This window comes from Allobosea sp. RAF48 (assembly GCF_052114025.1).
Lineage (GTDB): Bacteria > Pseudomonadota > Alphaproteobacteria > Rhizobiales > Beijerinckiaceae > Allobosea.
This window is the reverse complement of sequence record NZ_JBFRDZ010000011.1, coordinates 90242-102675: the sequence shown is the minus strand read 5'-3', so window position 1 is coordinate 102675 and position 12434 is coordinate 90242. Positions and strand designations below refer to the sequence as shown.

The following is a 12434-nucleotide window of genomic DNA, read 5'->3' as shown; positions in this document are numbered from 1 at the left end:
CCTAGTCCTCAACAAAGCGTTCGACGAATCCCGAGGGGACGTGATCTGGATGCGAGCCGATCCACCCTCTATGACCCAGTTTTCGCGGTGCCGGCGGATCTCGACGGTTGCGCTCACTGCCTGTTCTCCCCGCCCAATTTGTTGCGGCGCAGCTCCCTCTCCACAGCCTCGGCGGATGAACCAGCGGCAGGCACGGCATCGTAAAGCCGTGCTTTGGAGACGCCGAATTTGTCGTTCCAATAGCGCACCTCGTAGTCTCATTGAGATTAACCCGCGACCGATCCTGTGCACCACGGCTGCTCTTGTCGTATGGGTGATCCTCCTGGCGCTAAGATCCCCAAAGGAACGGACGGTTCCGGCATTGGGGACACCTCCCAGGGCAGTTTCGCCCGAGCGAGTGTCCGGAGGGGAGGAACGCTGTTCCGCGGCGTCCACCCGAGTGGTCCCTGTGTTGCGCCAAGCCGAAAGGCACTCAGGAGATAATTACGCCCTCGCTTGGATCCGCTGAATCAAACCAAACTCTCGGCGAGGAACGGCCATGAGACGACTGCGTTCAAGGATCGTCTTTGGGAGATACCAGGCTATGCAGACCACCGTGACCGCCCTTCGTTTCGAGCCCTGGCGCTTCATCCCAAACAATCCCCGGCTTCCCGCACTGATCTATGAGGGGGCGTTCGGTCCCGATGCTGCCGATCTGGCGACGCTCATGGAAAAACGGTTCTCCGAAAATGGCTGGCCACCGCAATGGCGCGATGGAATCTACGATTTCGATCATTATCACTCGCAGGGTCACGAAGTGCTCGGCATCGCGGCAGGGCACGCGAAGCTGATGCTGGGGGGCGATACGGGCCGGGAGGTCAAGGTGACGGCCGGCAATGTGGTGGTTCTTCCAGCGGGAACGGGTCACCGCCAGCTCAGCCAATCTAACGATTTCCTTGTTGTCGGCGCGTACCCGCCCGGCCAGACCGGCGACATCGTCCGGGAGGAACCGACGTCGGCCATGATCCAAAAGATTTCGATCTTGAGCTTCCCGCCGCGGGATCCAGTCGTTGGAGTCGACGGCCCGATGCTTCGCCTATGGGCTGATGCGAGCGTTCCCTGAGTGATTGGGCGCATTCCAGTACGGTAGAACGATTGATGCCTCTGAACCCCTCCTCCCCGCTTGCGCAGCTCCTGAACGCTCCCATGAAGACTGGGCAGGTTGTGTGGTTGGGCATTCGGCCGGCGCGTAGCGAACCAATGGTCGCGCTCCAAAGCGCCGATTTTGACATTACCCGCGGTGTTGTTGGCGATCGCCACACCCACGCCGCGGGCAAGCGCCAGGTGACTCTGATCCAAGTTGAGCACCTCTCCGCGATTGCCAGTTACATAGCCCGTTCAAAAATTCACCCGGGCGAATTGCGACGCAATGTTGTGACCCGCGGTATCAATCTGCTCGCGCTGAAGGATAGGCGCTTCAGAATCGGTTCCGCGATCCTCGAAACCACGGGGGAGTGTCATCCCTGCTCCCGGATGGAGGAAATCCTCGGCGTTGGAGGATACAACGCCGTTCGGGGCCATGGCGGCATCACCGCGCGCATCATCGAAAGCGGATCGGCCAACGTCGGTGCTGCCGTCGCACCGTACCCAGGGTAGCTTTCACGCGATCCCGAGAAGCCCCCTAAACTCGTCAATTACGTTCAGCATGCGGTACTTCCTCCCATCATGGGTGCGGTCTTCGACGAAGTCGTAGGACCACACGTGATTGGGCCGCTCTGCACGCAGGCGGATGCGAGATCCATCCGCGAGCGAGAGGCGGCCGCGCTTGGGTTGTCGGGCCGGAACCTTCAGCCCCTCACGTCGCCAGATGCGCTCAGCCCGCTTGTCGTTGACGACCCAGCCTGCCGTCGAGCGCAGCAGCGCGGCGATCTTGCGATAGCCATAGCGGCCGTAACGGCGGGCCAGTTCGACGACGTCGGCGATGAGCTTTTCCTCGTCGTCTCGTCCATGCGGGATGCGGCGCTGTGTCGAGCGATGCTGCCCGAGCACGCGGCAGACCCGCTGCTCCGACACCTTCAGGACGACCCGGACATGCTCAATGCACGCACGGCGACGCGCGGGGCTCCGTAGTTTCCCGACGCGGCTTCCTTCAGGATCAGCTTGTCGAGCGTCAGGTCCGCGACGGCGCGACGGAGCCGGGCGTTCTCGGCCTCGAGCTCCTTCATCCGCCTCACCTGATCCGTCTTCAGGCCGCCGAACTCGCGGCGCCAGCGATAGTAACTAACCTCCGTCACGCCGATCGAGCGGATCGCGTCGGCAACGGATTGCCCCTGCGAGACCAACACATCGACCTGGCGTAGCTTCCCGACGATCTCTTCGGGCTTGTGGCGTTTCTTCGGCATCTCGGTCCTCCTGTCTGCCAAAACACATACTTCAGGGTGGACCAATTCAACGGGGGTGGATCAGCCGCCGAAATTATGTCGCTTGGAGCCATTGAAGACGATCAGTTCGCCGCCACCGATGGATTCACCACTGACTTTGGCCAAACCCAATCGCCCGAAGGCTTTGCAGGCTTCGACCTGAAGTTGAGGAGAGGTAGGAAGAACGAGCGCCCAGGGGCCGCTGACCGGATAATCGTTTGCCGAATGCGCTACCCCAGATGACAATACGAAGGCAAAAATCACGTAGAATATTCGACGCATCTCGGACCTCATGCTCAGTTCGTTATAAGTCTACGCATTGGGTTGAGAGCGAGGTTGTCACCACGCTCTCGCGTCTATTGATATGCGATAGGTCGCGATCTCTTCGAATTCTTATATTCCTGCTGGATCTCATACCATCGAAACAACGCCGTATCGAATAATCTCTCATTTACGAGCGCAGGCTCATTGCGAAGCCGGCCTTGAGGATCGTTCTGCCGAAGAGAAGCAAGCTCATACGAAGCTGCCAAGGTTGGTTGGCAATTGTATAACTTACCATCCTGACGATTGAATACGTAGGTGGCCATCAAGGGGGAAAGCATACCGTAGAGTCCAAACTGGCGTCCCTCAGAGGTGCCAAGGCCGGCTGATTTCTTGGAGACAATCGTAGGTTGACCCTCTAGGCGGACCCATTCTTCCAACGCCAGGCCCGCGAACGCCGGGGCGCATTCACGTTGGTCGCGAGAACTCCCCCAGATGTTGTGGTGCAAAATATTGTCTGTACTAAAAGATGGCGGCCCCTGCTCCGCAACCAAAGCATTCTGAGCGTCTTGTAGTTTATCAGGCGAAACAAGGACGGAGTGCATGAGTTCAAAAACCCGTCCTGGCAGATTGGGAACTGTCATGATTGCGACAAACTCGGAGCCGTCACGGTTGACGTACAAACGCCCACCAAACTCCACTTGCCAAAGGCCATCCCGGTTTCTGAAGCTGCTGTCCGTTCCGAGAAATTTATGATTGGCTGTCGGAAGATCATAGACAGATTCGACTGCCATTTTCCGCCTGATCAGCTGGTCGGCCTCTCGAACCGGTTGGCCGAGCCTTACGCCAAGTAACTCCGGCCCGTACCCTTGGGGGTCCAGCATCCGGACAGCAGGTTCGACAAGGACAGGGAAGGTGGGAAACGCGGGTTGCGGCAGCACGGGGTTGGCCGGGCAAGCGGCCTTTCGGTCCGCCGGAAACGCTTTGCAGGCACAAATGAACTCGGGCTCATTGAGACTGGCGCCTAGATCCTGGAACCCACAGGCTTCATTCGTCGCATTCCGCATGAGTTCATAGGCGTTCATCTCTTTCAGGCAAGCACCATTGGCAATCCAGAGCGCTGCGTGCGCAGCGACAAGTTTCGGGTCTGCGTCAGGCGGTGGAAAATTATGCAAGAGTTCTTGATCGGCCGCTTGAAGTCGCTTGAAGCAAATCTCAACGGAATTCGCGGCGTTTGAGCTGATCGAATTGTCGAAATATTTCGTCCGGCATTTGAGATTGTCGCCATCATCTTTGGTCGAAATCATGCAATAATTTAGAATCGTTAATCTCAGTTGCTCCGCAAATTTTACCGCCGCGACATTGTTCCAATTATATCCGGTACGCATCTGATAGACGAATTCTTCGAAATTTTTGCCAGGAAGCCCAAGCTGCCTGAGCGCGATACCTTCGCCGGCGCGTATTGTGTTCCGCCTCTCGATGGCTTGATCGATATCTCTTTGAAGAGCCGTTCTATTGGTGCAGTTTCCGCATTGATCCAGAGCCTTGCGCAACGTCAGTATACGTAGCTTAAGCTCCTCCGAAGCCTGAAGGTACTGACCAATCGCGGCGCCCGGCGCAAGCAGTTTCCCGGTCGCGGGATCTCGGCCGTCGAAGGATTGGCCAAATAATGGCTGCAGGAGTGAAGCCGAAAATAGCAAAACGAGCGCAAGCCAGAACGGCGCCCTCGAAAGGGGGCGATATCGACGTCTCCGCGTGGAGCGCGATCTCAGTAGGCTTGGGAGCTCCAGACGGAGGTGGCCGGATAGAGCAGAAAAAGCGCGCACGCTCATCGTACCCTCCTTTTCCCTTTTGACTGCCTTGTCATGTGGAACGCTGCAGCCGGCCGCATTATTACGTTAATCTGCCCATGACGCTAGGTTAAGTTGGCCCGTATGCGCCTTCAGAAGAGTGTGACTGAAACCAGATGGGGTGGATGCGCCCGCTCGTAATTTTAGGTTCGAGCAATCCCAAAATCCGCCTCTTCCGCGGTAGGCGCTGCCTTCAAGATTGCGCCACAAGCGGTCGTTGAATTAAGCCCGGAACCGGTCGCTCGCGGCTCTGATACGAGACGTCGTATTCCCGAGCTCCCAGAGCGATCATCGTGGGATCGTTGTCATGCCCCCGCTTTCCAATCCGTCCATGGCGTCCGGAAACCGCGCTGAGGCGCATCGGTCGACGGGACGGAATTTTGTCGATCTGAACGTCGCATTTCGCGCGAGCCGCAGGGGCATGCTTGGGGCTTGTGCTGTGTTAGCCCCCCCGCACGGAAAATTCCCGCTCCGCTCTGGATGACGACAGAGGGCTCTTCAACCACAGTTGTCGATCCCTGCGTTGGATCGTATCGCTACAGCTTAAACCGATCTATCAACGCTTTCGGGTTCAGCGATTGACGAGGACGATGGCGGACGACAGCAGCTCGGTGCGTAAGCGCTTGGGGCAGTTCTATACCCACAGGTCGGAGGCGGAATCACTCGCAAATTGGGCCGTTCGCACGGGGATGGAGAGAATCCTCGAGCCCAGCGCGCTGCGCGACAACCGCCGCCCCAACCGATGAGTTCGCGGCGGTCGATCTAATCTTGGTCGACGCCGATAGCCCGCCCGGAGCGCGGCGCGCTCAATCGGAGATCTACAACTTCTTCCGCTAGCGAAACCGCAATCGGCCCCGAGCAACTCTTTGCTCGGGGCCGATTGCGTTGCGCGTCCGCGCGATGATTTTCCTACTGTTTCAAGCCAGTTTTGCCGGCCTAGGGCCTCATTTCCGTGGCCAGAATGCCGACAGACTATAGCCTCAAATGCCGACAGACTTCCTGCAACGCCGAAATTCGATATCAACAATATCAGAGACTTACAAAGGCGACTGCCGACAATCTATGCGTTCCGCACACCCTGACGGGTGATGACACCGAACGGGATGCTCCGGCCTTCTTGGCCGTCGGGATGCCCCCAAACCGCCGCCATGGCGGATCGGCCGCCCACGCGCTAGCTTCACAGGCATGTGGGGGATTCTCCAAGCCTACTGGCCGCATATCCTTGCCGCCATCTCCATCGTGATGGCGGCTATCGCCGGCGCGCATGCGGTGATGACGAAGGACGAAGTGCGCGCCGCCATCGGCTGGACCGGCGTCATCATCCTTTCGCCGATCGTCGGCCCCCTTCTCTATGCGATTGCCGGCGTGAACCGCATCCGGCGCGCCTCGCTCCTCGCGCAACGGACCGGCCACGGCCGGGCAGCGACGCATTTCCACGTCGGCGACAAGGCGGTCGGGGCGCGGTTCGGGCAACGTTTCACCGCGCTCAAGACGCTGGGCGACCGTGTGGCCCGCCACCCTCTGACCACCGGCAACAGCATCGAAACCCTGCGAACCGGCGACGAAGCCTATAGCGCCATGCTGACCGCCATCGCGGCGGCCGAGCGCAGCGTCATCCTCGAAAGCTACATCTTCGACCGCGACCCGATCGGCCTGCGCATCGCCGATGTGCTGATCGCCGCGCATCGGCGCGGGGTTGCGGTGCGCGTGCTGATCGATGCGGTCGGCGCCCGCTATTCGGTGCCCAGCATCGCCGGCCATCTGCGCGAGGGCGGCGTCGCGGTCGACGTGTTCAACGGCAACATCATCATGGGCCTCAGGCTGCCCTATGCCAATCTGCGGACGCACCGGAAGATCATCGTCGTCGACGGGACCGTCGCCTTCATGGGCGGCATGAACATCCGCCAGGGCTTCACCCGCGAGTTCGCCGGCGACACCTATGCCCATGACACGCATTTTCGCCTGACCGGACCAATCGTCGCCGATCTTTTCACGGTCGCGGCGGAGGACTGGCGCTTCGCCTCCGGCGAGGCGCTCGAAGGCCCGGCATGGGAAATCACCTTGCCTGCCGCCGGTGAATTCGCCGCGCTCGTGCGGGCCGTGCCGTCGGGTCCCGACAGCTATCTGGAGACCAATCACAAGCTCTTGATGGGCGCACTTTCGGTCGCGCGGCGCTCCGTCAGGATCATGTCGCCCTATTTCCTGCCGGATCAGGAATTGATCAGCGCACTCGTCACGGCGGCGCGGCGCGGCGTCGACATCGACATCATCGTCCCCTCCGTCAACAATCTGGTGCTGGTCGACAGGGCGATGACCGCGCAATTCGACCAGATTCTCAAGAATTATTGCCGAATCTGGCGCTCGACCGGCCCGTTCGACCATTCCAAGCTCTTCGTCGTCGATGACTGCTGGGCCTATGTCGGCTCCTCCAACCTCGACCCACGTTCGCTCAGGCTGAATTTCGAGATCGACATCGAAGTGCTCGACCATCATTTCGCAGGCGGAATCGCCGAGCGCGTCGAGGCTGTGATGGCCCAGGCGACGCCGGTCACGCTTGCCGGCCTGCGCGCACGCCCTTATGTCTTGCGTCTGATGGACAGGTTGATCTGGCTCGGCTCGCCCTATCTTTGAGCCGAGCGGGTCGCAGCCCTGGCGCCACGGATATGCAAAGCTTCGTCCTGTTCGATTCGAGCGGGCCAAAGCCTCAAACGGCAGAGCGATGCAGAAGAAGAGCCCGAGCCTGCGCGCCAGCATCATCGCCTCGCTCCGCCAGCGGAAGAACCGCGATGAAGCGTCCAGGCATGGGCCGGGCGAGCGGCCGGCAGGCACGCTGGTCGCCTCCTACAATGTTCACAAATGCGTCGGCGTCGACGGCCGCTTCGATCCTGGCCGCATCGCGCAGGTGATCCGCGAGATCGCCCCCGACATCATCGCGCTGCAGGAAGCCGACAAGCGCTTCGGCGCACGCCACGGCCTGCTCGACCTTACCAGGCTGAAGGAGGAGACGGGTCTCCTCCCCGTTCCCATCGAGAGTGCCAACGCCGCCGCCCATGGCTGGCACGGCAATGTCGTTCTGTTCCGACAGGGGCTTGTGCGAGACGTCCATCAGGTCTCGCTGCCCGGGCTCGAACCCCGCGGCGCGCTGGTCGTCGACCTCGATCTGGAGGGCGGCAGGGAGGTGCGCATCGTCGCCGCCCATCTTGGCCTCCTGCGCCGCTCGCGCTCGCAGCAGACGCGCATGCTCCTCGACGTGATGAGGAACCGCGACGAACGCCCCACCCTTCTGCTCGGAGACCTCAATGAATGGCGCCTCGGCGACCGCTCGTCGCTGAAGGAACTCGGTCCCACTTTCGGCACGCTGCCGATGCCCGTCCCGAGCTTTCCCTCGGGCCTGCCGCTGCTGGCACTCGACCGGATCATCGCCAACCGGCCGGAGATGCTGTCCGACGTCACGGTCCATGATACGCCGCTGGCGCGCATCGCCTCCGATCACCTGCCGATCAAGGCCATCCTCGACCCGAGCCTCGCGGGCCTTCCCCTGCCTACTGCCGCGCTCGGGCACGCGGTCAGTCCGGCTGCCGCGATCATCGGCTTTCGGAGCGGCGCCGCGCTTGCGGGACCAGAGGAGGGTCCCTTGCCGATCTCGGAGCTTCCGGACGGAAGCGAAGGCAGCAACCGGGCGCTCGTGCGCAAGGCGGGCGACCGGCTGAAGCGCGCGGTCAAGCGGACCCTGCGCCGGGCCTGACACACCTCCTTGGAAGCTATCGCGGTCCAGCGTCATGACGCGCATGCGTTCCGACGCTGGCAACATCCGACAAATGCTGCTTTCTGGCCCTGTCAGCTGCAAGATGGCGTGGAATCAGATGCCGGATGCCTTGGCCGAGCGCCCAAGCGCGCTGCAACTCTTCCTGATCTTCGCGCGGATCGGGCTGACCAGCTTCGGCGGCGGCTTGAGCGGCTGGATGCTGCGGGAATTCGTGCAACGGCGCCGGCTGATGAGCGAAGAGGATTTCCTCAACGGGCTCTCGATCGCGCAAGCCCTACCCGGCGTCAACGTCACCAACATGGCGATCTGGATCGGCTACAAGCTCGGCGGACGCAGCGGGGCGATCGCCTGCTGGCTCGGCATCGTGTTGCCGGCCGCCATCGTCATCGTGCTGATCGGCACGCTCTTCTCTTCACTCGGCGGCTATGCAGTCACCCATGTCGCCCTCAACGGTGCCGCCTCGGCCGCGATCGGCCTCTCGCTGGCCATGGGATTGACCGCGGCACGGCGCGTGCCGCGCCGGGTCTTTCCGCTCGCGATCATGGCCGCGACCTTCTTTGCCGTCGCGATCCTGAAACTGCCGCTGCTCTGGACCGTGCTCGGCGCCGGCTCGCTGAGTGTCGCCGTGACCTATTATCGGGGCTGAGCACCGGACGATGCCCAATCTGCCGCTCAGCATCCTCGTGGTCTTCCTGCCGCTCTCGCTGGTGACGATCGGCGGCGGCCAGAGCGCCATCGCCGACATGCACCGCCAGATCGTCGACGTGCATCACTGGCTGAGCGCCGCGCAATTCGTCGACGCCTTCGCGATCGCGCGGCTGGCGCCGGGGCCGGGCTCGCTCCTGGCGACGCTGATCGGCTGGCAGATCGCCGGGTTCTGGGGCGCGCTGGCCGCGACCGTCGGCATCTTCGGGCCGACCGCCTTCCTCATCTATGGCGTCGCCCATATCTGGTCGCGCTATGAGGGCGCCCGGCTGCTACGCGCGCTGGAAAAAGGCCTGCGCCCCGTCGCGGCCGGCATGATCCTGGCCGCCAGCTATGTGCTGATCCAATCGCTCGACGGCGGCTGGCTCGGACGCGGCACCGCGCTTGTCTCGACAGCGCTGCTGATGCTGACGCCGATCAATCCGTTGCTGCTGATCGCCAGCGGCGCCGGCTGCTTCGTCGGGCTGCATCTGCTGGCGCTGATCTGAAGAAATGACGGGGCCGGGCGCGTGGTTCGTTGATCGGGCCACGCAGCTTCACTATCCCTCTTGTCGACAAGAGGTGTGCGAATGAAACCGGCGAAGACGACCACAAGCGCAGTGCCCGAGCGCAAGCGCGGCTCCGGCGTGAAGCTGGTCTACGACCTGCTGCGCGACGAAATCCTCGATCTGGTGCTGCCGCCGGGCAGCTCGATCGACGAGGTGCAGCTCGCCGAGCGCTTCGAGATGTCGCGCACGCCCATCCGCGAGGCGCTGGTGCGGCTGGCCGGTGAAGGGCTGATCGTCACCCTGCCCAACCGCTCGACGATGGTGTCGAACCTCGACTTCCTGAATCTGTCGCCCTTCTTCGACGCCCTGATGCTGATGTACCGGGTGACGACACAGCTTGCGGCGCAGAACCATCGCCCCGAGGATCTGGACGTGATCCGCGCCCGGCAGGCGGAGTTCGCCGCGGCGGTGAAGGCCCAGGATGCGCTCGCGATGATCGCGACGAATGCGGATTTTCACGCCGCCATCGCCGAAGCCGGCCGCAATCCGTATTTCAACAGCCTCTTCAACCGCCTGCTCGACGAAGGGCGCCGCTTCCTGCGGCTCTACTATCAGTCCTATGACGACCGGCTTCCGCAGCAATTCGTCGACGAGCACGAGGACATGATCGCGGCTATCGCGGCGCGCGACATGGCGGCCGCCGAACGCCTCGGCCGCGCTCATGCCGAGCAGATCATCCAGCAGATCCAAAAGCTTACAGTGGGCGACAAGCGACTGGAGATTGCCCTCTGAACTGCCTGTCGAATTCTTGTCGACAAATAATATGCAATGTGAGATAAGAGCGCCGGGGAGAGGCGGATCGCTGCGCGACACGGTTCCTCTCCCGTCCCACAAAGCCAGCAGGAGAGCGCGATGAAGGCCAAGATTTTCTCGGGCGTGATCCCCGCCCTGATGACGCCCTGCAAGGCGGATCGGACGCCCGATTTCGATGCGCTGGTGCGCAAGGGCAAGGAGCTGATCGCCGCAGGCATGTCGGCCGTGGTCTATTGCGGTTCGATGGGCGATTGGCCGCTGCTGACCGATACGCAGCGCATGGAAGGCGTCGAGCGGCTGGTCAAGGCCGGCATCCCGGTCATCGTCGGCACCGGCGCGGTCAATACGGCCTCCGCCGTGGCGCTTGCCGCCCATGCGCAGAAAGTCGGTGCGCAGGGTCTGATGGTGATCCCGCGCGTGCTCTCGCGCGGCACGGTCGTCCTCGCCCAGAAGGCGCATTTCAAGGCGATCCTCTCGGCCGCGCCCGATCTGCCGGCCGTGATCTACAACAGCCCCTATTACGGCTTCGCCACCCGGGCCGACCTGTTCTTCGCCCTGCGGGCCGAGCATCCGAACCTCGTCGGCTTCAAGGAATTCGGCGGCCCGGCCGACATGCGCTACGCGGCCGAGAACATCACCAGCCGCGACGACGACGTCTCTCTGATGATCGGCGTCGATACCGCCGTCTTCCACGGCTATGTGAACTGCGGCGCGACCGGCGCGATCACCGGCATCGGCAACGTGCTGCCGAAGGAAGTGCTGCATCTGTGCAGGCTGTCCGAGGCGGCAGCCCAGGGCGATGCCGAGGCGCGCCAGCGCGCGCTCGAGCTGGAGCAGGCGCTCGGCATCCTCTCCTCCTTCGACGAAGGCCCCGATCTCGTGCTCTATTTCAAGCATCTGATGGTGTTGAAGGGCGACAAGGAATACGGTCTGCACTTCAACGAAACGGACATGCTGACCGAGAGCCAGCGCGGCTATGCCGAGGCGCAGTTCAAGCTGTTCAACAGCTGGTATGCCGCCTGGACGAAGCAGCCCGGCGCCGTGCAGAAATACGCCGCCTGACGAGCGAGCATCGACCGCGCCTGTGGCGATGGAGGCCAGCCCCTTCGCCACGGGTTCCAAGGCGCCTCGAGAGACCGGATCCATGGCCAGCTACACCTTCTCCTGCCTCGACGGCCACACCTGCGGCAACCCCGTCCGCCTGGTCTCGGGCGGCGGCCCCAGGCTCGAAGGCGCAAACATGCTGGAGAAGCGCGCGCATTTCCTGCGCGAGTTCGACTGGATCCGCACCGGGCTGATGTTCGAGCCGCGTGGGCACGACATGATGTCCGGCTCGATCCTGTATCCGCCGACCCGGCCCGATTGCGACGTCGCCGTGCTCTTCATCGAGACCTCGGGCTGCCTGCCGATGTGCGGGCATGGCACGATCGGCACGATCACCATGGGCATCGAGAACGGCCTGATCACACCGCGCGAGCCCGGCCGGCTCTCGATCGACGCACCGGCCGGCAAGGTCGACATCACCTACCGCCAGGAAGGCCGCTTCGTCGAAGAGGTGCGGCTCACCAACGTCCCGGGCTTCCTCTACGCCGAGGGGCTGACGGCGGAGGTCGAAGGCCTCGGCGAGATCGTGGTCGATGTCGCCTATGGCGGCAATTTCTACGCCATCGTCGAGCCGCAGAAGAACTTCCGCGACATGGCCGACCATACCGCCGGCGAGCTCGTCGGCTGGTCGCCGAAGCTGCGCGCGGCGCTCAACGCGAAATACGAATTCGTCCACCCGGAGCACCCGGAGATCCGGGGCCTGAGCCATATCCAGTGGACCGGCCGGGCGACCCAGCCGGAAGCCCATGCCCGCAACGCGGTGTTCTATGGCGAGAAGGCGATCGACCGCTCGCCCTGCGGCACCGGGACCTCGGCGCGGATGGCCCAGCTCGCCGCCAAGGGCAAGCTCAAGGTCGGCGACGAATTCGTGCACGAGTCGATCATTGGCTCGCTGTTCAAGGGGCGTGTCGAGGCGGCGACCACCGTCGCCAACCGCGAGGCGATCATCCCCTCCATCGCCGGCTGGGCGCGGATGACCGGCATCAATACGATCTTCATCGACGATCGCGACCCCTTCGCGCACGGCTTCGTCGTGAAGTGAGCCCGG

General features: G+C 62.6%; 11 protein-coding genes and 2 pseudogenes. 9 read left to right on the top strand and 4 right to left on the bottom strand.

What is annotated here, in order from left to right:
• Positions 1-113 precede the first annotated feature (113 nt).
• Entirely contained in the window at positions 114-248 is a 135-nt protein-coding gene (locus tag AB4Z10_RS19570) for a DUF3606 domain-containing protein (protein ID WP_441472056.1), read from the bottom strand.
• A gap of 335 nt (positions 249-583) precedes the next feature.
• On the opposite strand from AB4Z10_RS19570, the gene AB4Z10_RS19565 reads away from it, so the two are divergent.
• Together AB4Z10_RS19565 and AB4Z10_RS19560 are read left to right on the top strand one after the other, a co-directional pair.
• On the top strand, positions 584-1102 hold the full coding sequence (locus AB4Z10_RS19565; RefSeq protein WP_441472055.1) for a cupin: 519 nt from the start codon (positions 584-586) through the stop codon (positions 1100-1102).
• An 83-nt stretch (positions 1103-1185) separates the two neighbouring features.
• The gene (locus AB4Z10_RS19560; protein ID WP_441472054.1) at positions 1186-1635 is read left to right on the top strand and encodes an MOSC domain-containing protein; all 450 of its coding nucleotides are present in this window, start codon (positions 1186-1188) and stop codon (positions 1633-1635) included.
• Between the two features lie 27 nt (positions 1636-1662).
• Here the strand turns inward: AB4Z10_RS19560 and AB4Z10_RS19555 are convergent.
• The 3 genes and pseudogenes from AB4Z10_RS19555 to AB4Z10_RS19545 all read right to left on the bottom strand — a co-directional run.
• A pseudogene (locus tag AB4Z10_RS19555) lies at positions 1663-2381 on the bottom strand (transposase); the annotation flags it as partial.
• A 60-nt stretch (positions 2382-2441) separates the two neighbouring features.
• Positions 2442-2693, bottom strand: a complete 252-nt coding sequence (locus tag AB4Z10_RS19550) for a hypothetical protein (RefSeq protein ID WP_441472053.1) — start codon at positions 2691-2693, stop codon at positions 2442-2444.
• Between the two features lie 62 nt (positions 2694-2755).
• Positions 2756-4492 (bottom strand): hypothetical protein, encoded by a 1737-nt coding sequence (locus AB4Z10_RS19545; protein ID WP_441472052.1) that lies wholly within the window; start codon positions 4490-4492, stop codon positions 2756-2758.
• Positions 4493-5695: 1203 nt separating this feature from the next.
• Between AB4Z10_RS19545 and AB4Z10_RS19540 the strand changes: the two genes are divergently transcribed.
• From AB4Z10_RS19540 to AB4Z10_RS19510, 7 genes and pseudogenes are all read left to right on the top strand, one after another.
• Positions 5696-7141 carry a phospholipase D-like domain-containing protein gene (locus AB4Z10_RS19540; RefSeq protein ID WP_441472051.1) on the top strand — a complete coding sequence of 482 codons (1446 nt, stop codon included), beginning with the start codon at positions 5696-5698 and terminating at the stop codon, positions 7139-7141.
• Positions 7142-7229: 88 nt separating this feature from the next.
• A pseudogene (locus tag AB4Z10_RS19535) lies at positions 7230-8027 on the top strand (endonuclease/exonuclease/phosphatase family protein); the annotation flags it as partial.
• A 346-nt stretch (positions 8028-8373) separates the two neighbouring features.
• Positions 8374-8922: a chromate transporter gene (locus tag AB4Z10_RS19530; RefSeq protein ID WP_441472050.1), complete on the top strand. Its 549-nt coding sequence runs from the start codon at positions 8374-8376 to the stop codon at positions 8920-8922.
• A 10-nt stretch (positions 8923-8932) separates the two neighbouring features.
• The gene (locus AB4Z10_RS19525) at positions 8933-9469 is read left to right on the top strand and encodes a chromate transporter (protein ID WP_441472049.1); all 537 of its coding nucleotides are present in this window, start codon (positions 8933-8935) and stop codon (positions 9467-9469) included.
• 81 nt (positions 9470-9550) lie between these two features.
• The gene (locus AB4Z10_RS19520) at positions 9551-10261 is read left to right on the top strand and encodes a GntR family transcriptional regulator (protein WP_441472048.1); all 711 of its coding nucleotides are present in this window, start codon (positions 9551-9553) and stop codon (positions 10259-10261) included.
• 120 nt (positions 10262-10381) lie between these two features.
• The gene (locus tag AB4Z10_RS19515) at positions 10382-11344 is read left to right on the top strand and encodes a dihydrodipicolinate synthase family protein (protein ID WP_441472047.1); all 963 of its coding nucleotides are present in this window, start codon (positions 10382-10384) and stop codon (positions 11342-11344) included.
• 82 nt (positions 11345-11426) lie between these two features.
• Positions 11427-12428 carry a 4-hydroxyproline epimerase gene (locus AB4Z10_RS19510; RefSeq protein WP_441472046.1) on the top strand — a complete coding sequence of 334 codons (1002 nt, stop codon included), beginning with the start codon at positions 11427-11429 and terminating at the stop codon, positions 12426-12428.
• The last annotated feature ends 6 nt before the right edge of the window (positions 12429-12434 follow it).